The organism is Agrobacterium sp. 16-2014-1-2a, from assembly GCF_053522705.1.
This window is the reverse complement of the sequence record NZ_JBNWBX010000001.1, coordinates 751,936-774,098: the sequence shown is the minus strand read 5'-3', so window position 1 is coordinate 774,098 and position 22,163 is coordinate 751,936. Positions and strand designations below refer to the sequence as shown.

Sequence of the window (22,163 nt, the reverse complement as noted above, 5' to 3'; positions counted from 1 at the left end):
TTGTCCGGGCCAATATTTTATCGTGAAACAGAACGCGCCCGAAAGACGTGCGTCCTGACGAATGCATAAGTTTCCGAACCGGCTCCGGCCTGCGGAAGATTATGCGGACATTCAAAATGGCGCAGCGCCTGTTCCCGCCATTCCATGGTGTGTGGCGTTGCAAAAAGACCGATGATTTGGATAAGGGCGGAGCGTTGGCGATGAGGCGTGTCGTTATCACCGGTACCGGCATGGTATCTCCTCTTGGATGCGGAACGGAAATCACCTGGGAACGGCTGCTTGCCGGCCAGAACGGTGCCCGTCTCGTGACTGAGTTCGAAGTCGAAGACTTGCCCGCAAAGATTGCCTGTCGCATTCCCGTCGGCGATGGCTCCAACGGCACGTTCAATGCCGACGACTGGATGGAACTCAAAGAGCAGCGCAAGATCGATCCGTTCATCCTTTTCGGTGTGGCCGCTGCCGACATGGCGCTTGCGGACGCCGGCTGGCATCCCGAAACGGACGAAGACCAGATCGCCACGGGCGTTCTGATCGGCTCCGGCATCGGCGGTCTGGAAGGTATTGTCGAGGCGGGTTATACGCTGCGCGACAAGGGCCCCCGCCGCATTTCTCCATTTTTCATTCCCGGCCGTCTGATCAATCTGGTTTCCGGCCACGTTTCCATCCGTCACAAGCTGCGCGGTCCGAACCACGCCGTAGTGACGGCTTGCTCGACCGGTGCGCATGCCATCGGCGATGCTGCCAGGATGATTGCGTTCGGCGATGCCGAGGTCATGGTCGCAGGTGGTGCCGAATCGCCGGTCTGCCGCATCGCGCTTGCCGGCTTTGCCGCCTGCAAGGCGCTTTCCACCCAGCATAATGACGATCCGCAGAAGGCATCGCGTCCCTATGACCGCGACCGTGACGGTTTCGTCATGGGCGAAGGTGCCGGCATCGTCGTTCTGGAAGAGCTGGAACATGCCAAGGCCCGCGGCGCAAAGATTTATGCCGAAGTCGTCGGTTACGGCCTTTCCGGTGATGCCTATCACATCACCGCACCGTCTGAAGATGGCGATGGCGCCTACCGCTGCATGGCAATGGCGCTGAAGCGCGCCGGCCTCACGCCTGACGATATCGACTACATCAACGCCCACGGCACCTCCACCATGGCCGATACGATCGAGCTTGGTGCGGTCGAGCGGCTGGTTGGTGACGCGGCGTCGAAGATTTCCATGTCTTCCACAAAGTCGGCCACCGGCCATCTTCTCGGAGCAGCTGGCGCTATCGAGGCGATTTTCGCCACGCTTGCGATCCGCGACAACATCGTTCCGCCGACGCTGAACCTCGACAATCCCGACGTGGAGACGAAGATCGATCTGGTGCCGCACAAGTCGCGCAAGAGGCAGGTCAACGTCGCCTTGTCGAACTCCTTCGGGTTTGGCGGCACCAACGCCTCCCTCGTACTGCGTCGCTACGAAGCATAAATCACGACGAAAACCCGGCGCCGCAAACCGCCTAAAGCGGTGCGGCTCCCTCCCGCCGGGTGCCTGAGAGCGCTCTTCTTTGAAGAACGCATTGCGGCTTGCGAAAGCCATTTCGATTTTCGCGCCGATATTGTAGTCGTTTACGGAAGACGGTTTGCCGGTTTCGGAATGATTTCCTGCTGCGGGTGAATTTCCCGCCGCAGATGGCTTTCCTTGACCGGCTTTGCCGGAAACGACGATTCGTGAAGGAGGACAATGAGGTCTTCACGATGTCTCTATGTGGTGCAGGAAGGCATTCCGAACCTGTTTTTGCCGCATTACCTGCGCAAAAAGCGCTGACAACGCCGAACTGAAAAGGACCGACGGTGAGCGACACGAACCAGAACAGCCAGGGACCATACGGACGAGACGGCGCGGGTGAGGGCAATCGCGGCCCGATCATCCCGAAATCCCCGACCGAAGCGCTTCGGCCGGAAAAAGTGCCGGCTCCACCGAAGCGCTCCCGCAAGGCCCATGGCCAGCTGGTGATCTTCCTGAATTTTCTGATGACGCTTGCGGTTGCCGTCTGTGTGCTTGCTGTCGCAGCCTTCTATTACATGATCAATGCGTTCCAGGAGCCCGGTCCGCTTCAGACGAACACACATTTCACGGTGCGCAACGGCGCAGGCCTCATCGAGATCGCCAATAATCTCGAGCGCAATGACGTCGTATCCAATGCCCGTGTCTTCCGCCTGATGACGGGCAGCTACCTGCAAAAGGACCAGACGCTGAAGGCGGGCGAATACGAAATCAAGGCCGGCGCATCGATGAAGGATATCATGATGCTCTTGGAGTCGGGCAAATCGATCCTTTATTCCGTATCGTTGCCGGAAGGTCTGACCGTCAAGCAGATGTTCGCGCGGCTTGCCGCCGACGAGGTGCTGGATGGCGAATTGCCCGCCACCCTGCCGCCGGAAGGCAGCCTTCGCCCCGATACCTATCGCTTTACCCGTGGTACGAAGCGTGAGGAAATCATCAACCAGATGAGCGCGGCGCAGGAGAAGCTGATCGACATGATCTGGGAACGTCGTGACCCCGATCTGCCGATCAAGACGGTCGAAGAATTCGTGACGCTCGCCTCGATCGTGGAGAAGGAAACCGGCAAGGACGACGAGCGCGCCCATGTCGCTTCGGTGTTCTACAACCGGCTGAAGAAGGGCATGCGCCTGCAATCCGACCCGACGATCATCTACGGTCTCTTCGGCGGCGACGGCAAACCGTCCGACCGTCCGATCTACCAGTCGGACCTGCAAAAGCAGACGCCGTTTAACACCTATGTCATCAAAGGCCTGCCACCGTCTCCCATCGCCAATCCGGGCCGGGCCGCACTCGAGGCGGTTGCCAACCCGTGGCGCACCGATGACATCTACTTTGTTGCCGATGGCACCGGCGGCCATGTGTTTGCAAAGACGCTGGACGAACATAACGCCAATGTGCGCCGCTGGCGCAAGATTGAGGCCGAAAAAGCGGCTTCTGGCGCCAATCCCGATGTTGTCGTGGATGGTCAGCCCGGCGGCACCGAGGCGGAAAAACCGGCCAATAACTGATAGTTCTGACCGGGCTTTGTCATCGCGAGGCCCGGTTTTTTGCACGGCATGATGGGGGCTTTCTGAATATGACATTGCAATCGATGACCGGGTTCGCGCGCAGCGAAGGAACCTCCGGCCGTTACCGCTGGGCGTGGGAATTGCGCTCGGTGAACGGCAAGGGGCTCGATGTGCGCCTGCGCCTGCCAAACGGTCTGGAAGCGCTGGAAACGGGCCTACGGGAAATCGCGGCACAGCATCTTTCCCGTGGCAATATTCAGGCGGGATTGACGCTGGCGATTGCGGAAAACCGGCTGGAGGCGGTGATCAACCGCGATGCTCTTGCCGCAGTTCTCGCTCTCAAGGAAGAACTGGGCGACGTCGTCGACGACAAGCCGCTGAGCTTCGATACGCTACTGTCGCTGCGCGGGCTCGTCGATTTTCGCGAGGCGGAAGATGATGCCGAGGCGCAGGCCGCGCGCAACGCCGACGTGCTTGCGGGCTTTGCCGCCGCCGTTGAGAAGCTGAAGGACATGCGCGAGCGGGAAGGGGCGTCCCTGTTTGTCATCCTTTCCGGGCAGATCGACAGGATCGAGCAACTCGTGAACCTCATCGAAAACGATCCTTCCCGCCAGCCGGAACAGATCGCTGCAAGGCTTGCCCAGCAGATTGCCCTTATTGGCGATGGCATGCACGGGCTCGATCGCGACCGTCTGCACGCCGAGGCCGCACTGATCGCTACCAAGGCGGATCTGCGCGAAGAGGTCGACCGGCTACACGCACATGTCCAGGCATCGCGCGAACTTTTGGCTCATGGCGGGCCAGTTGGCCGCAAGCTCGATTTTCTTGCACAGGAATTTAACCGCGAGTCGAATACAATCTGTTCCAAATCGAACGCCAGTGCGGTAACCGCAGCAGGCATAGAGCTGAAAGTGGTTATCGACCAGTTCCGCGAGCAGGTCCAAAATCTGGAGTAGACCCATGGTTCCGGTGAACAATTCCCCTGTTACGATTGCCCGCAGAGGGCTGATGCTGGTGATTTCATCGCCATCGGGCGCTGGTAAATCCACGATAGCGCGCAACCTGCTCGACAAGGACAAGAACATCAGCCTGTCCGTCAGCGTGACGACGCGCCCGCGCCGCCAGAGCGAGATTGAAGGCATCCACTACCACTTCATCTCCAAGCGCGACTTCGAGCGCCTGCGTGACAGCGATGAGCTTTTGGAATGGGCCGAGGTTCACGGCAATTTTTACGGCACGCCGCGCGAGCCGGTGGAAGTGGCGATGGCGGCCGGACGCGACATGCTGTTCGACATCGACTGGCAGGGCGCCGAACAGCTTCAGGACAAGATGAAGGCCGACGTCGTGTCGATCTTCATCCTGCCGCCAACCATGACCGAGCTGCAATCGCGCCTGCACCGCCGCGCCGAAGACACCGAAGCGGTGATCCAGACCCGGCTTCTCAATTCCCGCGCCGAGATCGAGCACTGGCGCGATTACGACTACGTCATCCTCAACGACGACCTGCAGGCGGCCTTCGAGGCCGTAGAAGCGATAGTGAAGGCCGAACGTGTGCGCCGCGACCGCCGCCACGGCATGTTCGATTTCGTGCGCGGACTGCTTGCAGAAGAACCGCAGCTCTGATTTGGCAGTTAAAGCGGCGTGTTATCTCTAATGCTGACGTAGCCATTGCCGGGACAGGCGCTCGTCTGCCGCGTCTGCTGCCCAGCCGTGGCCTGTGTCGAGTGTCTCCAGTACCACATCCGCGCCCGCAGTCGAAAATTGATCGGCCAAATGGGGCGCATCATCGCGATGCCGCCGCTCATCATGCGCACCTGCAAGCAGAAGCGCAGGATATCCGGTGAGCTTCGGAAAATGCTCGTTATTGCGTGGGGATAGTGGTCGAAGCAGAATTGCACCCCTCGACAGATGACGATTCTGGCAGATTGTTTCAGCCGCGATGATCGCACCGTTTGAATATCCCACGAGAAAGGGTCTTTGCCCTGTCTGCTGAAATACGAATTCGATAAACCGGCAAAGCCCGGCGGCTTGATGTTTCAGGTCGTCGATATCGAGTTGTCTGTCGGGCTTTCTGCGAAAAAACGCAAAGCCATTTTCCCATGGCACAATGCCTCTCGGAGCATACAGAATGCCGTTGCGAAAAACGGCACGGCCAAACGAAGCGAGATCTTCCTCCGTTCTTCCCGAACCGTGTAGCAACACGACCGCGCAATCAGGCGATCCGACGGGCATGTGGAGCTTGTAGTGAAAACCGGCACTCTCCACGCGCTTGTCCCCTAATTCTTTCACCCGCGTTAGAAGTGCCGAAACGTCGCCTTCAATTACAGGCAGTTCGCCAGCGTCACAAATTCCTCGACCGACAGCGTCTCAGCCCGTCGTGTCGCGTCAATGCCTGCCTTTTCCAGCAGAACTTCACCGCCAAGGCTTTTCACGCTCTGGCGCAGCATCTTGCGGCGTTGGCCGAAGGCGGCTTCCGTTACCTTTTCGAGCTTCGCGACATCGCAGGGCAGCGGCTTTTCCTTTGGCAGCAGATGCACGACCGTCGAGGTAACCTTAGGCGGTGGGCTGAAGGCCTGCGGCGGGACGTCGAAGGCCATTTCCGAAACCGTGCGCCAGCCGGCGAGAACGCCAAGGCGGCCGTAATGGTTGTCGCCTTCTTCTGCCACGATGCGCTGGCCGACTTCCTTCTGGAACATCAGCGTCATGGAGAGCCAGAAAGGCGGCCATTCTTTCGGCAGCAGCCAGTTGACCAGCAATTGCGTGCCGACATTGTAAGGCAGGTTGGCAATGATCCGCACCGGTTCGCCAGCGGGAACCAAACCCTCGAAATCGGTCTTCAGCGCATCACCCTCGATGACCTCAAGACGTCCGGGATAATGCGCTTCGATCTCCGCAAGTGCCGGCAGGCAGCGGCTGTCCCGCTCAATGGCGATAACCTTTTTGGCACCGAGCGATAAAATGGCGCGGGTGAGGCCGCCAGGCCCGGGGCCAACCTCAATGACCGTCACGCCGTCAAGCGGCCCAGCGGTTCGGGCGATCTTCTGGGTGAGGTTGAGATCGAACAGGAAGTTCTGCCCGAGCGACTTCTTAGCGTCTAGCCCATGGCGCTGAATGACATCGCGTAGCGGCGGCAATCCGTCAATGGCGGCCATTATGCGCCGACCCGGCTGCGAAGAGAAATCTCCGCCGCCATCTTCAGCGCTGCGACAAGGCTCGTTTCGCTGGCAATGCCCTGGCCGGCGATGCCGAAGGCGGTGCCGTGGTCGGGCGAGGTCCGGATGAAGGGCAGGCCGAGCGTGACATTGACGGAATCGTCAAAGCCAAGCGCCTTGGCCGGGATAAGGGCCTGATCGTGATACATGCAGACGGCGACATCATAGCGCCTGCGGGCGGCATCGTGGAACATCGTATCGGCGGGCAGTGGGCCGAAAGCGTCGATCCCGTCTTTCCGCAACCGTATGGTCGCAGGGTGAACCACATCGCGGTCCTCCGTGCCCAATGCCCCATCTTCACCCGCGTGCGGATTGAGACCGGCGACCGCCAGTCGTGGTGCTTCAATGCCGAATTTCTGCCGCAGATCAGCATCGATAATGCGGCAGGTCGTAACGATCAGCTCTTCCGTCAGCGCCGAAGGCACGTCTTTTACTGGGATATGGATCGTTACCGGCACGACGCGGACCTTGGGTCCGGCAATCATCATCACCGGCATCACCTGTTTGCCGGTCAGGCGCAAAGCCAGATCGGCGAGAAATTCCGTGTGACCGGGAAAACCGAAGCCTGCTTCGTAAAGCACGGATTTCGCAATCGGATTGGTGACGACGGCGGAAGCCTTGCCCTCGACCGTCAAGGCAACGGCGAGCTCGATCGCCTTGATCGTCGCATGAGCGGCTCCGACATGCGGCTGGCCGGCCTGAACCTCGAAACCGACGGGAAGAGGAAGAACGGGAAAAGCACGGTCGAACACGCCGACGGCATCCGCCGCTTCGCAGGTCTCGATATTGACCGGTATGCCAAGCAGCGCCGCACGGCTCGCCACCACATCGGGATCGCCGATGAAGATGAATGGCGCCACGCCGTTCTCCCGGCGGTTGGCCCAGGCGGCAATGGCGATATCAGGGCCGATACCGGCTGGATCTCCCTGTGTCAGGGCAAGCGGCAGGGATGCATGTGTCACGGAAAGGCCGGCTCTCGTATCAGGTGTTGACGATCTGCGCCTTCTTGCGCAGCTCATCCATATATTTCTTCTCGTTCGGGTTTTCGCCACCCTTGGCCTTCATCAGGTCTTCGGACTTGAACACCATTTCCGCTGCGTAATCGTCGGAAACCTGACGCTGCTTGCAGATTGCCAGATATTCGACGCCCTTTTCGGTCACGCGTGTTCCTGTGGTGCCGCCTTCCTTGGTCTTTTCCACGAGAGGCTTCCACTCTTCCGGCAGTTCGGGCGCCAGAATCCGTCCAAGATCCTTGATCGCCACGTCCCGCATGGTGGCCGCGAAAGTCATGGCCTGGTCGCAGCCGGGATAACGCTTGCGCGAGGCTTCAGCCTCGGCCTTGCGCTTGCCGGTGATGGCATTACGCTTCGATTCCGGAATGACAAAGATCACCTGTTGCAGGAAATATTCCGTCGTTACCGGCTTGTCGCCGCGTTCCCTCAGGCGGGTGACGAGGTCCTGGTTAGACATCTTGCCACGCGCACCATAACGGGCGTTCACAAGGCGCGGCCAGCTCATCTGCACGGCAATGAAGGCTTTGAAGTGGTCGGCGCCGACACCGGCCTTGGAGAGGATCTGCGTCAGCTGTTGCGGGTTCATCTTGTTGTTTGCAGCAAAGCGCGCAAAAGCCGCATCGACTTCTTGGGTGCTGACCGACATTTTCACACGGCCGATTTCTTCGCGCTTTAGCGCCTCATCAACCAGCTGCTCGCGTGCCTTTTCGGCGAGATTGCCGGATTGACGCTGCAACTTCAGAAAGGCGACACGCCTGGCAATATCGTCGTTGGTGATGGGGGTCTTGTTGACGACGATCTTGACCGTGCTGTCGGCGAAGGCCTGGCTGGCAAAGGGCGCAACGGCCATGGGAACGGCGAATATCGCAAAGGCGAAAGCAGCGCCACGCAAAGCCGTCTTTCCGAAATTCATCATATCCTTCTCCCTTTCGTCGGGCGGGGGTCTGTTTCCCCGTCCCGCCAATCTGTTCTGTCTGCCAATGGGGAATATTCCTTACCCCGGCTTTTCAGATCTGCACCTGTGCATCCGCACCGCGAATTTGCCACGTATATATCATCGCGATCTGCAAGACGGCAATGTGTCGGTTTGTTGAAAGAAACCCGATGGTTCTATACCGGACGAACCCTGGCGCGTTGTTGCGGCAAAACCGTGACTTTTACTGGCTGGATGGCAAAAAGGCAGGCCACGATGCTGTATGGCCTGCCTTTAAACTCAGTAATTGTTCGGTTTCCAGCCGATATCCATATCGGCCCAGTCCTCGTTTGCGGAGCCTATGCTGACATCGCCGAGCGTGCGGAATGCCAGACGGGCATTGATCGACCAGTCATTGGCGGCCTGCCGGCTGGAATTGATATTGCCCTCGTCGGAGTAGCTGACCGTCAAGATCGTGCATTCATCCTGATAGGCGATGCCAATACGGCGCTCGGCGGCAAATTTTCCGTTCAGATCGTAGTTGATCGAGCCGAACAGCGACCAGTTGTCGTCCATGCGCAGTGTACCGGACGCCTGAACGATATCGCGGTCTTCATTGTAGCCGTACTGCGGCTGCGCCTTGACCTGCGTATAGCTGAGCTTGCCGGTGAGGCGGCGGTCCGAATAGCTGACGCCTGTCTCGGAACGGTTGATCTCGAGATTGTCCTTGTCGAAGCGCAGGCTCGACGACAGCGAAAGACCGATTGGCGCATCGAAGGCTGCCATGGCGACGTAATCCGAGCGGTCGGATTCGAGACCGGAATTCGCGCCGACATTGACGAGATCGTAGGAGGCGAAAGAATTGTCGCCCGCCAGGTGGAAAGACTGACCGGCAATGGCGCGAATGCCGTAGCCATTGTCGAATGTGCCGTTGTAGCGCAGACCGATGTTTGCGCGCGTGCCGCCCTCGATCCGGTCGAAACCGGAGAACTTGTCACGTTCGAACAGGTTGGTCGCGTCGAACACGAAAGCCTGCGAATCTTCGTTGGGGAAGCGGCCGGCATATTGTTCGTTCGGACGCACAAAAATCTGCGCAATCGGCTCGATCACGTGGTTGCTGTTAAGCGCCGTGAACAGCCAGGGGTAACGCACTTCCAGGCCGCCGGTTACCATACCTCGCAACGCCGCATCGTCCTGCATCATGCCCTGATAGGCATAGGACGTGCCACCCGATGTAAAGCTTGCCGCCGACATATCCGTCCACAGCGCATCACCACGGGCGGCAAGGATCGGCGTGATCTGCAGGCCGCTATCCATCGTGAAGGTGCGCTTCCATTCGGCTTCGGTGGAAAGGCGCGTGTAGTTTCCTTCAAGCCCGTTGAACCGCGAATAGCCTCCAAGCGCGTAGGCATCCTGTTTCTGGCGGGTGATGCTGGTCAGGTTGGTGGTCAGCGAAAGTTCGCCGCCATAGATCGGATCCGGTACGAAATAACGGTAGTCGACAACCGGATGAACGATGGCCTGCTTGCGTTCGTTGGATTCGTTGTTGTCCGTATCCTGAACGTTGAAATAATAGCCGCGGGCATCGAAGCTGTTCCGCTCGCCTGCGCCAGCCAAATAGATCTGATTGGTCTGGACGTCGTTCTTGTAACCCTTCAGCCCATAGGTGCGCGAAAAGTTGTTGTCGGTCTGCACCATGGCATCCCAACCGAACGCCCAGCGCGGATTGATGGAGAAGTTACCCTTGCTGGCAATCATGCCGCGATTGTCGTTGAGGGCGTCACTGGTTCCGGCAGTAAATGTATCGGACTTCAGCTGGCTGATGCCGGCGACGGTCACGGTGTGCATGCCGGTTTCGAAACGCTGGCGCAGTTCCGCCTGCAGAAGCAGACCCTGCGTCGTGTAATAGGTCGGGGTAACGGTCACATCCGAGGTGTCGGACAGAACCTGGAAATAGGGCACGCCGATGCCGAAACCGAGGTTGTCGGTAATGCTCATTTGCGGGAAGAGGAAACCCGACTTCCGCTTCACCGTATTGTCTGGAACCGTCAGGAACGGCACATAGGCGATCGAATGGCCGAAAAGCTGCAAGCGGGCTTTTTCCAGCCGGATCGTATGGGTCTTGCCGTCCTGAATGACACGTTCAGCCTTGACCTGCCACAGCGGCGCCTTTTCGGGCCGTTCGGCGCAGGGCAAACAGGCGGTATAGACGCCGTTATTGAGGACCATGCGGTCGCCTTCGAGCCGTTCGGCACTTTCACCCGCGATGCGGGTATTGTCCGGGGTCTCGACGCGCAGCGCATTGACGAAGCCCTGACCGAAATCGTCAGTGACATCCATCTCGTCGGCATAGATCTTGTTGCCGCCGGGCTCGATCAGCTCGATGTTGCCGTGCGCAATCACGCGGCCCGTCTGCTGATTATATTCCACTTGCTGGGCCACCATACGGTAGCCCGAATAATGCATGCGAACCACACCCTTCGCGATGACCCGCTGGGAATCGCGATTATAGGTCAGTTCATTTGCCGTAAGCAGGAGTTTCGAATCGTCTTGGCTTCCGGGCGCAAGCAAACCACCCTGGCCGAAAGCGACCGGGCTGGATGCCAAATATGCGCACACAGCGGCACCTGTCAGAAGGGCCGTCCAAAGCCGCCTGATATTCCCGCGGTCATATACCGCCACTAGCCGTCCTCCTGATGAAGCAGAATGGTTGCCCCCAAAGCCAACGCCACGATGACTGGAACCCAGACCGCGACGGTGGGAGGGACAACGCCACCACTCCCGAATGCCCTTACGAGCACGGTTACTACATAAAGCACGAAGCCGGAAACGATTCCACCCAGAATCACGGAGCGCGACTGGGCGAAGCGGCTGAACTTTAATGAAACTGTCGCGGCGATCAAGGTCATCGCAACCAGAAGCAGGGGCGTCGATAGCAGGAAATGATACTGCGTCTCAAGCGCTTTCGAAGACAGTCCAAAAGACTTTGCAACTTCGATCTTGTGAGAAAGATCAAAGAAAGCAACGGTTTCCGTCTGCGTCATACGTTCCTGAACGAATTCCCGTCTCAGATTGGTACTGATCCGCGTGCTCTCTTGCCGAACTGGCACATGTCCCGCGCGGGTTTCCGCGACGCCGTTAAGAAGCCAGTAACCATCTTCCAACTTTGCCGACTTCGCGTCCTGCCGGGAGACGATGTTGCCGGCCTTGTCGAGGTGTATCAGAACCACGTCGAGAAGCATGGTCCCGTTGTCTTCGAAGCTCTTGGCGCCGATGATCGTATCCTGGCCGCCGCTCGACTGGCGCATCCAGGGAATGATGTCCTGCTGGCGGCCGCCGCTGCCTTCGTTACGCCAGCCCGCTTCCATCGACAGCGACTGGTTTTGCCCCCAGGCGGCGATAGGGTTGAGGACGAGGACGGACAGGATTCCAAGAAAGACCGCACCAAGGACAAAAGGAAGGATGAATTGCCAGGCGGAGACGCCTGCCGCACGCGTGACGACGAGCTCGTAACGCCGGTTGAGCGAGATCAGCGTCGTCATGCCGACGAAGAGCGCGATGAAGGGAATAGTCTGCTGCAGGATCAGCGGCAGGCGAAGCGCGGTGAGGCCAAGTGCGCCTGGAACAGAATAGCCTGGCACGCTGGACATGCGCCGCGCCGTTTCGCTGAAATCGGCAAGATAGATAATTGCCGATACGCCGAGCAGGAACCAGATGGCCGTGATCAGATACCGTTTGAGGAAATACCGGGCGAGGGTGCTGAAAATCATGCGTTACCGCTCCCCGAGCTTCGCGCCAGCCGGCTGGAGAAAAGACGGCGCAGACGGCTGGCCGTATCCGCGATGATCTTCGGCATTCTCGGCTTGCGACCCGTGATGAGAATAAAGGCGGCGGCGGCACCGCTGAGGCCCGGCACGGCATAGACCAGCGGAATGAAGGCCGCGCTCTGCTTGACCTGGTTGGTGACGTAAAAACCGAGCCAGCGCAGCATGAAGGCCGTCACCAGCGCAGCGACCATCGGATGCATCCGCGCTTCACGATGCGAGCGCGCATCAGCGGCTATGACCAGCGATATCAGTGCGAAGGCGAAGGCGAACATCCAGTCCGACAGGCGCTTGTGCAACTCACTGCGGAAGCTTTCGGGAGACCGCTTGTAACTCGCGTTGTTCTCGTCTGGCGAGAGAAGGAAACCGAGGCTCGCATCGCCCGGAGAAAGCGACGGTTCGGAAGTCTGCTTTTCCGACATGGTCGAAAGGTCGAAGGCATAGGACAGGAACTTGACGATGGAGACCTTGCCATCAGGTGTTTTCTGCTGGACTTCGCCGTCGCGCATCGTCAGCGACGTGCCGCTTTCATCGATCATGCCTTCCTTGGCGTAATAGATAAGATCGAAATTGGGATCGCGGCGGTCGGCGACGAACAGGCCCTTGAGGATACGGCCCTGACGCTGGGCGATCTGCACATAGAGGCCGTCCTGAACGGCGCGGAAGGTCTTTTCCTCGATCACCGACGAGAGGAGGTCGGCATAGGCAGCCGCCACCATCTGCCTGGCCGAATTTCGGGCAGGCGGCTCGATGAAGTTGGTGATGGTGAAGGAAAGCGCACTTAGAACGGCAGCCAGAATGATAACCGGGCGAAACATCACAGAGCGCGACGATCCGGCCGCATCGATGATGGCAAGCTCGGAATCGTTGTTCATCGCCGTGAATGTCTGGGTGATGCCGATGACGAGGGCGAAAGGCAACACGACGGGGATCAGCGTTGGCAGGATCATCGTCGCCAGCGCCATGAAAGAGCCCATCGACTGGCCGGTATCGGTGACGAGGTTGATTCTCTGGAGAACCTGGATGGTCCAGATGATGGCCAGCACCGGCAGCAGCGCGACCAGAAACATCTGCGTTGTCCGTCGCAGGATATAGTTCTCGAGAAGCTTCATACTGCCCTTGTCGACATTGTTTTTCTGCGCGATCGCTCGCCGGATTTCCGCCTATCTAATCGCATCGTTTGCAATTGGCTATTCCGGCACGCTCACAAATATGTTTTGCACGATGATTTTTCCACCGCCTGTGTCTTTTTGTGGAACAAGCTGTCGGTTTCATGACGCGATCGGCCATTCCACAAAAATGCCTTTCCTTTAGCGAATGTCGGCCTTTAAAGAATGTGAGCCTTTAAAAATGCAGGGTTGCGCCGGGGGCCGAAAAGGCCATGATCGGGCGCACACGCAAGTTATCCACGAAGAGCAGGAAAACATGTCCGCCAAATTCGATATTTCTTTCGCCAATTCCGCCTCGCTTGAAAATACCCTTGCCGTTGTGCTGCAAGCCTCGGGTGAGGCGCAGGCAGCTGCCGGCGCATCGGAAGCCGATCCGGGCGGCGTGCTTGAACGGGCGGCAAAGATTTCAGGCTTTTCCGCAAAGTCCATGACGACACTCGACGTGATTGCGCCGCAGGGTTCGGGCGCCGACCGGCTTCTCGTCATTGGCCTCGGCAAGCCGGCGAAACTTGTCGCCCATGACTGGTTGCGTGCCGGCGGCACCGCTGCCGCCAATTTCAGGAAGGCGGACAAGGTTGCCGTCTATCTAGATGCCCCGGGCGTCGATGTCGGTGCGCAGGCGGCGGCGGATTTTGCGCTTGGCCTGCTGCTGCGTGCCTATAGCTTCGATGCCTATAAGACCAAGAAGAAATCCGATGATGAGAAGTCGCCGAAGAAAGTAGAAATCGTCATCGTGACGGCAGTCCATCAGGAGGCGGAAAAGGCCTTTGCCGTGTCCGAGGCCGTCGCGGGCGGCGTTGTCCTGGCGCGTGATCTCGTCAACCTGCCGCCGAATGTTCTCGGTCCTGTCGAATTCGCTGAAAAGGCGGAAGAGTTAAAAAAGCTCGGTGTCGAGGTCGAAATTCTCGGCGAGAAGGAGCTGAAGAAGCTTGGCATGAACGCGCTTCTCGGTGTGGCGCAGGGTTCGGCGCGTCCGCCCCGGCTTGCGGTCATGCAGTGGAACGGCGGCTCCAAGAAGGACGAGCCTATCGCCTTCGTCGGCAAGGGCGTTGTGTTCGATACCGGCGGTATCTCGCTGAAGCCCGGCCTTAACATGGAAGACATGAAGGGCGACATGGGTGGCGCTGCCGCCGTGACCGGCCTCCTGCACACGCTCGCGGCCCGCAAGGCGAAAGCCAATGTGATCGGCGTCATCGGTCTGGTGGAGAACATGCCTGATGGTAACGCCCAGCGTCCCGGCGATATCGTCGCCTCCATGTCCGGCCAGACCATCGAGATCATCAATACCGACGCCGAAGGCCGGCTGGTTCTCGCCGATGCGCTTTGGTACACCAAGGAGCGTTTCAACCCGAAATTCATGATCAACCTCGCCACCTTGACGGGAGCGATCACGGTTGCACTCGGCAATCTTCAGGCTGGCCTTTTCTCGAATGACGACGAGTTGGCTGCACGTCTTTCGCAGGCGGGTGATGTTACGGCGGAAAAGCTGTGGCGCATGCCGCTCGGCAAGGATTACGACAAGATTATTGATTCCAAATTCGCCGACATGAAGAACAGCTCCGGCCGTCTGGCGGGCTCTGTCACCGCCGCTCAGTTCCTCAAGCGTTTCGTGGGCGAAACACCCTGGGCGCATCTCGATATCGCCGGCACCGCCATGGGTTCGCCGATGACCGAGATCAACCAGTCCTGGGGATCCGGCTATGGTGTGCGGTTGCTGAACGAACTCGTTCGCGCGCATTACGAAGATTGATGCGACCGGAGCTGCAAGTCCGCAGATGACTGAAATCCTGTTCTACCATCTGACGGAATCGAAGCTGGAGGATGCATTGCCGCCCTTGCTCGAAAAATCGCTGGAACGCGGCTGGAAGGTCGCGATCCAGACGGTGGACGAGGAGCGCCGCGATTTCCTCGACACGCATCTGTGGACCTTTCGTGACGACAGTTTTCTGCCGCACGCAACGGATAGCTCTGCCGCGCCGCAAAATCAGCCGATTCTTTTGACGGCGTCGAATGCGAACGGTAACGAGGCGAGTGTCCGCTTTCTCGTCGACGGTGCCGAACCTCCGGCGGTGGAGGGCTATGAGCGGATAGTGTTCATGTTCGACGGATACGATGCCTACCAGCTGGAAATGGCGCGGAACCACTGGAAAAGGCTGAAGACCGAAGGTCATGCGCTGACCTATTGGCAGCAGTCGCCGGAAGGCCGCTGGCAGAAGAAGGCCTGATCACAGTTTCCCACACAAAAAGACTGGCAAAAATTCGCATGTGGCGCCGCCTGTCGGTTTTCGCATTATGAGCCGAATCAGACATAGCTGTCTGATCCGGACCACAGGTGACGGACGGTGGCGGCTGCCACAGACGAAACAGCAGAAGGACATCATCATGGGACAGGCGATTTCACGGCCCGACGGGGAAATAGAGCGTCTGGTCGCGGTGCGGTCAATCATGTCCGTCAAGAATGCCGAGATGCCGGAACTGGAAGTGCTGTCTCGATTGGGGCAGGGCGTCTTTGACGTCCCGCGTGCGGCCGTCCATATCGTCGACGAGGACTGGCTCCATATTGCCGAACAGGCGGGAATGCAACTTTCGGAATGCCCGCGCGATCTGTCGATCTGCAACCGAGTAATTGCCAGGCAGGATGTCGTGGTCATTTCCGATCTGACCCAGCATCCGGATTTCCGCTTCATGTCCTATGTGAAGGGCGGTCCCGGATTGCGTTCCTATGCTGGCGCGCCGATCGAGCTGGAACCGGGTCTTGTGGTCGGCGCCTTTTGCCTTGTCGATACGGTGCCGAGAAAATTCTCTCAAAGCGAAATCGACAATCTGAAGCACTTCGCGCTGCTGGCGGCCGCACTCCTGCGTCTACAGAAGGCCAATTTCACAATGAGTCTGGCGGAGCGTGAATTGCGGGATGCGGTGATGACTGATCCGTTGACCGGCTTTTACAATCGCAAGGCGCTGGAGGCGATTGTCGATGGCCAGCTTGGCGCGGCTCTACGTGAGAACGAGGCCTTCGGCGTGCTCTATCTCGATCTGGACGGTTTCAAGGCGATCAATGACACGTTCGGCCACCCGGCGGGTGACAGGGTGCTGACCGCTGCCGCCGACCGCATTCGCAATTCGATCCGCAGCGAAGATACGGTGGTGCGCATGGGGGGCGACGAATTCGCCATTTTCATTCCCCGTCCCAGCAGGTCTGAGGTGATGAACGGACTGGCAGACAGGCTTCTGGCAGCCTTCCGTGAACCCTTTGATGTTGACGGGCAGGCGGTCGGTGCGCGTCTCAGCATTGGCGGCGCCATCGCCCCTCAGGCCGGTGCTGACCGCGCCACGCTTTTGCGCAGCGTTGACGAGGCACTGTATCAGGCAAAAAAGTCAGGGCGCGACCGTTTCGTCAGCCGCGCCCTTTGATGCACCTGTCTTCCGGAAGGCTTCCAAAAGCCTTTCGGCTCCTCAGTCGTAGAAGGAATCCACGAATTTGTGGCGGCCGAGCAGGAAGGCATCGGCCACATGAGTCAATGGCGCAAGATCGACATCAGAGCGTCCGGCCTTGATGATTTCCGCAAAACGCTCGTAGAGCGCCGGATATTCCCGCTCGGGTTCCGACACCGCCTGCTCGCCATTGATGGAGAGCTTCGCGCCGCCTTCCGAAAGCACCATCTGCCCGGCCGCCGTTTCGGCAACGATATCCCAGCTCTGCTTGCCGGTCTGGCGCCAGTCGAACTCGGCGCGCACGGGCATTTTCGTAACATCGGAAAAATGCAGCTCGGCAGCGATGGGCGCGTCGCGGTTTTCCGGGAACTCAAGCGTTGCCTTGGTCAGGAACAGCGCGCGGGGCAGGATGTGGGTGATGATCGACAGCGCATTGATGCCGGGATCGAACACACCGAGACCGCCCGCCTGCCAGATCCATGCCTGGTTGGGGTGCCAGTGGCGCACATCCTCTTTCCAGATGACATGCACGCTGTCGATTTTTGTCGAGGCCAGAAACGCCTTTGCAGCTTCAACGCCCGGCGCATAACGCGAGTGCCAGCTTGCAAATAGCGAAAGACCCTTCGAATCCGCAAGACGAACGAGATCCTGAACTTCCGAAAGCGTTGCGCCCGGCGGCTTTTCGAGGAAAACGTGCTTGCCGGCATTCAACGCCGCATAAGCAGCCTCGTAACGGTACTGTGGCGGCATGCAGAGCGATACGGCCTCGATATCCTCGACGGCCTCCAGCATGGTCTCGATGGTGCCGTAAGAAGCGACGCCATCCACGGTACCGTGGCGGCTGGCCGTGCAGATCAATTCAAAATCCGGATTGCCTGCGATGGCGGGAAGGTGCTGGTCGCGAACGATTTTGCCGACGCCGACGATGGCAAGCTTGGTGGCTGACATGAAGTGGGACCCATTTGTATGATGCGTGGGATAAAGTGTGACTTTACGAGTTTTTTAACAGAAACGCTCAAAGGAGCAAGGCGATCGTCCTTGCAGGTCTCGTCTTTTTTCGGTGCGTAACGGCATGGCAAAAATCGGTATGCATATTTTATGTTGCCTAATATTTGAAATGTGAAAATATTGTTTCAAATTTAAAAGTATTGATTTTTATAACTTAATGCTTTTAAAATTCGAACTCGAAGTTAAGTTCCGAAATATTAATGTATATTTTATATGTAAATCAATTTCAATTTCATTATTAAATGTATTATAGTCAGAATTTAAAATACATATTTATATGTATTTTGTAATTATTTAAACTAAGGCAATTGTCAAATAAATACATACAGCGTAATTCTTGCATCTTTATCTACGCTAAGTTCTTTAGTGTCGACGTAAAATTCGTTAGTTAGACTGTCTCGATGGTTTTTTCGTTCGGTTGTTGGTTGGCGCTTCGCTTCGTTTCTTGATTTTCCTGCTCGGCATTGTGCGACGCCGGCGGTGAGGAGGTACTCGAACTCGTGTCTTGTCAGTCGCTTGCTGTTGGCACCTGTCCGGCGATTTCGCCGAGGGCAGCCCGCGGTGGAGCGACAGGTCGTGTGGAGCGATTGGCTATATGTACTGATTTTCCTGCGTAAACGCGGGATTTGTGAAGGTCAAACGCCGGAACCACGGCAAAAGAATAGTAATGACCGGGGGACATGCAGAGATGATGGAATTGATCGCCGCCCAGGCGGCCGCGTCAGCCGCCGAGTTGCCGTTCCTGCTGCTCCAGGCTGCGGCCCTTGTCGGCATGGTGTCGGTGCTGATCCTTCTGCAGCGAAACATCGCTCTCGATGACGCTCGTTACAAAATCTACTACGGCATCATCTTCGGGGTTACCGGTTTCTTGCTGACGCTACTGGTATCCGAGTTCATCAAGCTGCCTTCCAAGCCCTATATCCGCTCTGACCTGCTGTTCCTGGCTGGCGTGTTGGGGTCCTGGCAAGGCGGCTTGATAAGCCTGGCGCTCGTCTCCGCAGGGCGATTTTTGTTTGGTGGTCCGGCACTCTTTGGGGCCGCTTTTCTGGATATGAGCATTATCTCGGCTTTCGGGATGGCAATGTATGGCTGGATGCGCCGGCGCAGTCTCACTGAACTCGGCGTCCGCGAGGTCTTCGGCGTATTCGCGGTCAGGATTTTCGCGGCGTTGTTCGCTGTTTGCGTGACCTACAGTCTCAGCATGATAAATCAGGACGTTTTTCTCAGTAACGTCGGACGGCGCATCTTCGGCTCGTTGGTCGGGTTGCCGATGATCGCCTGTCTGTTTCTGTTGCTGCGCAGCGAGGCGCGGGCGCGTGAAGAGGCAAGGAAACGCGATGCTGCGGCGCGGACGGATTCGTTGACGGGCCTGCCCAACAGGCGCGCCCTTAAAGACCATATCGAAGTCGTGATGCGGCAGGAGCCGGCCGTTCCGCACGCTCTCCTTCTCATAGAAATCGTCAATATGGCCGATGTCGCCGCCTGCCAGGGCGAGGATTGGGGCGATCTTTTCTGGCCGAGGCTGGCACAGGAAATCTGCAACGATGACAACGGTCTGCTGTCGAGTTCCAATGCACCGCGCAGCTTCATGTTCGGCGATACCACGCTTGCAGTCGTCATGTCGGGGATTTCGCTCGAGAAGTCGGAAAGCACAAGGCTGATAATGCGTCTCCACGACGGGTTAAGTACATTTTCACGGTCTGCGGATCCAGAACCGGTGCCGCATCTGAAAATCGGTGCCGCTAATCTGGATAAGCTCTCCCGGCAGAACGTGGCTTCCTTCCTCCGGCAGCTTAGTCTTGCGCTGCGAGGAAGCGAAAATCCGGTTCAGATATTCCCCTTCTCCTTTGCCGATAAAGCCACGCGGGACGAGGGGGTGCGCCAGATGCTGGTCAACTGGATCAGATCCGGCAAGCCGCCGATATTTTATCAGCCGAAATTCGAAATGCACAATCGCCGCATGATTGGCGCGGAGGCTCTTTTACGGGCGGTGGATGCGTGCGGACAGCCGCTTTCGCCCTATTATGTGCTGGAGATTGCCGAGCGTCACCGGCTGCTGGTGGAGTTTGAATGGTCGACGATCGAAGCCGTCGTCCGCGATCTCATCGACCTGCGGGGCCTCGACCCGGACTTTCATTTGGCGGTGAACATTTCCGCATCGTCTTTTGCCACTGCGGGCTTCGGAGGGCGGGTTGTGGCCTTTTTGAACGAGATGGGGGTCCCGGCGCACCGTCTGTCGATCGAAGTGACGGAGATGAGCAGGATACCGGCCATCGACATCGTGCAGCAGAATTTCGACAGGCTGAGCGAAGCGGGCGTGCGGCTGGCGCTCGATGATTTTGGCACCGGTTATGCGGCACTCACCCTGCTTGCGCGGTTCCCCTTCGAGGAGGTCAAGATCGATCACTGGATGACGTCCCGGCTTGAACAGTCGCGGTTCCGGGATGCCATCGCGCTCGCCTTCGAAAGCGCCGAACGTTACGGCGCCACGCTGGTGACGGAAGGTATAGAAACGGAAGAGCAGAGCAGGCTGCTCATGCAGATGGGAATCCGTTTCGGTCAGGGCTATCTTTATTCGCCGGCCGTGCCGCTCGAGCGGCTGCAGCCTCGCAGGGAATGCGCTTAGATTTTCGCACCAGCTTGATGACGCATCACTGCGTCATCGCATCCTCATATTCGCTCGAAAGCATCAGCCACTGCTCCTCGGCGTCCGAAAGCTTACTCGCGGCTTCGCCACGCTCTTTGACTTTCTGCGCGGCCTTGGCAGGTGCCTTTTCGTACAAAGCAGGGTCCGCCAGTTCCTTGTCGAGCGACTGAATCACTTTCTCAAGCTTCGCCGTCAAAGATTCGATTTCATTGATCTTTTTCTTCAGCGGCGCAAGCTGGGCGCGTTTTTCGGCGTTGGCCTTGCGCTGGTCGGCTTTCGATGTCTGGTCGGCGGCGGCTTCTGTCTTCTCTTCCTTCTTTTTTCCGGAAGAGACGACGAGATCGCGATATTCCTCCATGTCGCCTTCAAAGGTCTTCACCGTGCCGTCGGCCACCAGCCACAGGCGGTCGACAGTTGCCTCGATGAGATGCCGATCGTGCGAGATGAGGATGACGGCGCCGTTATAGTCGTTCAGCGCTTCGATCAGCGCCCGGCGACTGTCGATGTCGAGATGGTTGGTCGGTTCGTCGAGGATGAGCAGATTTGGCGCATGGAAGGCCGCAAGTCCCATCAGCAGTCGGGCCTTTTCACCGCCGGACAGGTCTTTCGCAGCCGTCGCCATCTTCTCCGTCGCAAGGCCCATCTGCGCCACCCGCGCCCGCACCTGCGCTTCAGACGCCAGCGGCATCAGCTTGCGCACGTGTTCGACCGGTGTCTGGTCCGGCACGAGATCGTCCAGCTGATGCTGCGCAAAGAAGCCGATCTTCAGGCCGGGGGCGATGCGAAGATCGCCCGCCTGCGGCGCAAGCCTGCCGGAGATGAATTTCGCAAACGTTGACTTGCCGTTGCCGTTGGAACCGAGCAGCGCGATGCGGTCGTCATTATCGATGCGAAGATTGAGCTGCTTCAGAATGGATTTGCCCGGCTCGTAACCCACCGCACCGCCATTGATGGCGACGATGGGTGAGGCGGGCTGCTTTTCCGGCTCCGGGAACGTGATCGGCTGGACGTGATCCTCGATCACGGCGGCGACGGTGCCCATGCGCTCCAGCGCCTTGATACGGCTCTGCGCCTGGCGCGCTTTGGTGGCCTTGGCGCGAAAACGGTCGATGAAGCTTTGCAGATGTTTGCGCGCGGCGTCGTTTTTCACCTTCGCCTTCATCTGCAATTCGTCTGCTTCGGCTTTCTGGCGCTCGAACTGGTCATATCCGCCGCGATAGAAGGTCAGTTTCTTCTGGTCCAGATGCACGATGGAATTGACGGCATTGTTCAGCAGATCGCGGTCGTGGCTGATGATAATGACGGTATGCGGATAACGCCGGATATAGTCTTCCAGCCAGAGCGTGCCTTCAAGGTCGAGATAGTTAGTCGGCTCGTCGAGCAGCAGGAGGTCGGGTTCGGCAAACAGCACGGACGCGAGCGCCACGCGCATGCGCCAGCCGCCGGAGAACGAAGAGGCGGGGCGAAGCTGCGCCTCGTGATCGAAGCCAAGACCGGCAAGAATGCTGGACGCCCGGGCTTCCGCCGAATGCGCGTCGATATCGACCAACCGCACCTGAATTTCCGCGATCCGGTGCGGGTCTGTTGCGGTTTCCGCCTCGGCCAGCAGCGCGCTGCGCTCCTTGTCGGCGGAAAGCACGATGGAAATCAGCGATTCTTCCGTTCCCGGCGCTTCCTGCGCAACCTGGCCGATGCGCGCCAGTTTCGGGATCGTTACCGAACCGCTTTCCGCTGAAAAGTCACCGGTGATGACCCGGAAAAGAGTAGATTTGCCGGCGCCGTTGCGGCCAACGAGGCCCACCTTCACGCCAGCCGGAAGCGTCACGCTGGCGTGGTCGAGAAGCAGGCGCCCGGCGATGCGGGCGGAGAGATCGGTAATCGTAATCATGGCGCCGT

Annotated in this window: 17 protein-coding genes; 8 read left to right on the top strand and 9 right to left on the bottom strand. The window is 58.5% G+C overall.

Annotated features, from left to right (window positions below; translation table 11 throughout):
- Positions 1 to 200 precede the first annotated feature (200 nt).
- The 4 genes from fabF (at position 201) to gmk (ending at position 4,672) form a co-directional block, all read left to right on the top strand.
- Positions 201 to 1,463: a beta-ketoacyl-ACP synthase II gene (gene fabF, locus ACQZ45_RS03890; protein WP_025592969.1), complete on the top strand. Its 1,263-nt coding sequence runs from the start codon at positions 201 to 203 to the stop codon at positions 1,461 to 1,463.
- Between the two features lie 365 nt (positions 1,464 to 1,828).
- A complete protein-coding gene (gene mltG / locus ACQZ45_RS03885; protein ID WP_003512383.1) occupies positions 1,829 to 3,049 on the top strand; it encodes an endolytic transglycosylase MltG in 1,221 nt (406 codons plus the stop codon).
- Positions 3,050 to 3,117: 68 nt separating this feature from the next.
- On the top strand, positions 3,118 to 4,005 hold the full coding sequence (locus ACQZ45_RS03880; protein WP_025592973.1) for a YicC/YloC family endoribonuclease: 888 nt from the start codon (positions 3,118 to 3,120) through the stop codon (positions 4,003 to 4,005).
- Positions 4,006 to 4,009: 4 nt separating this feature from the next.
- A complete protein-coding gene (gene gmk / locus ACQZ45_RS03875; RefSeq protein WP_003512388.1) occupies positions 4,010 to 4,672 on the top strand; it encodes a guanylate kinase in 663 nt (220 codons plus the stop codon).
- A 27-nt stretch (positions 4,673 to 4,699) separates the two neighbouring features.
- On the opposite strand, the gene ACQZ45_RS03870 is transcribed toward gmk, so the two are convergent.
- The 7 genes from ACQZ45_RS03870 to ACQZ45_RS03840 all read right to left on the bottom strand — a co-directional run bounded on the left by ACQZ45_RS03870 (position 4,700) and on the right by ACQZ45_RS03840 (position 13,123).
- Positions 4,700 to 5,314 carry an alpha/beta hydrolase gene (locus ACQZ45_RS03870; protein ID WP_113291448.1) on the bottom strand — a complete coding sequence of 205 codons (615 nt, stop codon included), beginning with the start codon at positions 5,312 to 5,314 and terminating at the stop codon, positions 4,700 to 4,702.
- A gap of 56 nt (positions 5,315 to 5,370) precedes the next feature.
- Positions 5,371 to 6,201: a 16S rRNA (adenine(1518)-N(6)/adenine(1519)-N(6))-dimethyltransferase RsmA gene (gene rsmA / locus ACQZ45_RS03865; protein ID WP_003512392.1), complete on the bottom strand. Its 831-nt coding sequence runs from the start codon at positions 6,199 to 6,201 to the stop codon at positions 5,371 to 5,373.
- Entirely contained in the window at positions 6,201 to 7,223 is a 1,023-nt protein-coding gene (pdxA, locus tag ACQZ45_RS03860) for a 4-hydroxythreonine-4-phosphate dehydrogenase PdxA (protein WP_065688186.1), read from the bottom strand. Before pdxA ends, rsmA begins: the two co-directional genes overlap by 1 nt.
- 19 nt (positions 7,224 to 7,242) lie before the next feature.
- A complete protein-coding gene (locus ACQZ45_RS03855) occupies positions 7,243 to 8,190 on the bottom strand; it encodes a SurA N-terminal domain-containing protein (RefSeq protein WP_013635843.1) in 948 nt (315 codons plus the stop codon).
- A gap of 297 nt (positions 8,191 to 8,487) precedes the next feature.
- Positions 8,488 to 10,869, bottom strand: a complete 2,382-nt coding sequence (locus tag ACQZ45_RS03850; protein ID WP_003512398.1) for an LPS-assembly protein LptD — start codon at positions 10,867 to 10,869, stop codon at positions 8,488 to 8,490.
- The gene (gene lptG / locus ACQZ45_RS03845; protein WP_003512400.1) at positions 10,869 to 11,957 is read right to left on the bottom strand and encodes an LPS export ABC transporter permease LptG; all 1,089 of its coding nucleotides are present in this window, start codon (positions 11,955 to 11,957) and stop codon (positions 10,869 to 10,871) included. Before lptG ends, ACQZ45_RS03850 begins: the two co-directional genes overlap by 1 nt.
- Positions 11,954 to 13,123: an LptF/LptG family permease gene (locus ACQZ45_RS03840; protein ID WP_003512402.1), complete on the bottom strand. Its 1,170-nt coding sequence runs from the start codon at positions 13,121 to 13,123 to the stop codon at positions 11,954 to 11,956. Before ACQZ45_RS03840 ends, lptG begins: the two co-directional genes overlap by 4 nt.
- 313 nt (positions 13,124 to 13,436) lie before the next feature.
- Between ACQZ45_RS03840 and ACQZ45_RS03835 the strand changes: the two genes are divergently transcribed.
- The 3 genes from ACQZ45_RS03835 (at position 13,437) to ACQZ45_RS03825 (ending at position 16,591) form a co-directional block, all read left to right on the top strand.
- Positions 13,437 to 14,930 carry a leucyl aminopeptidase gene (locus tag ACQZ45_RS03835; RefSeq protein ID WP_113291449.1) on the top strand — a complete coding sequence of 498 codons (1,494 nt, stop codon included), beginning with the start codon at positions 13,437 to 13,439 and terminating at the stop codon, positions 14,928 to 14,930.
- Between the two features lie 25 nt (positions 14,931 to 14,955).
- Positions 14,956 to 15,405, top strand: a complete 450-nt coding sequence (locus ACQZ45_RS03830) for a DNA polymerase III subunit chi (RefSeq protein ID WP_003512404.1) — start codon at positions 14,956 to 14,958, stop codon at positions 15,403 to 15,405.
- A gap of 157 nt (positions 15,406 to 15,562) precedes the next feature.
- On the top strand, positions 15,563 to 16,591 hold the full coding sequence (locus ACQZ45_RS03825; protein WP_003512406.1) for a sensor domain-containing diguanylate cyclase: 1,029 nt from the start codon (positions 15,563 to 15,565) through the stop codon (positions 16,589 to 16,591).
- A 42-nt stretch (positions 16,592 to 16,633) separates the two neighbouring features.
- Here ACQZ45_RS03825 and ACQZ45_RS03820 read toward each other — a convergent pair whose 3' ends face one another.
- A complete protein-coding gene (locus ACQZ45_RS03820; RefSeq protein WP_003512408.1) occupies positions 16,634 to 17,560 on the bottom strand; it encodes a Gfo/Idh/MocA family protein in 927 nt (308 codons plus the stop codon).
- A 748-nt stretch (positions 17,561 to 18,308) separates the two neighbouring features.
- Here ACQZ45_RS03820 and ACQZ45_RS03815 point away from each other — a divergent pair.
- Positions 18,309 to 20,246, top strand: a complete 1,938-nt coding sequence (locus tag ACQZ45_RS03815) for an EAL domain-containing protein (RefSeq protein WP_113291530.1) — start codon at positions 18,309 to 18,311, stop codon at positions 20,244 to 20,246.
- A gap of 25 nt (positions 20,247 to 20,271) precedes the next feature.
- Here ACQZ45_RS03815 and abc-f read toward each other — a convergent pair whose 3' ends face one another.
- A complete protein-coding gene (gene abc-f / locus ACQZ45_RS03810; protein WP_019565405.1) occupies positions 20,272 to 22,155 on the bottom strand; it encodes a ribosomal protection-like ABC-F family protein in 1,884 nt (627 codons plus the stop codon).
- Positions 22,156 to 22,163 lie beyond the last annotated feature (8 nt).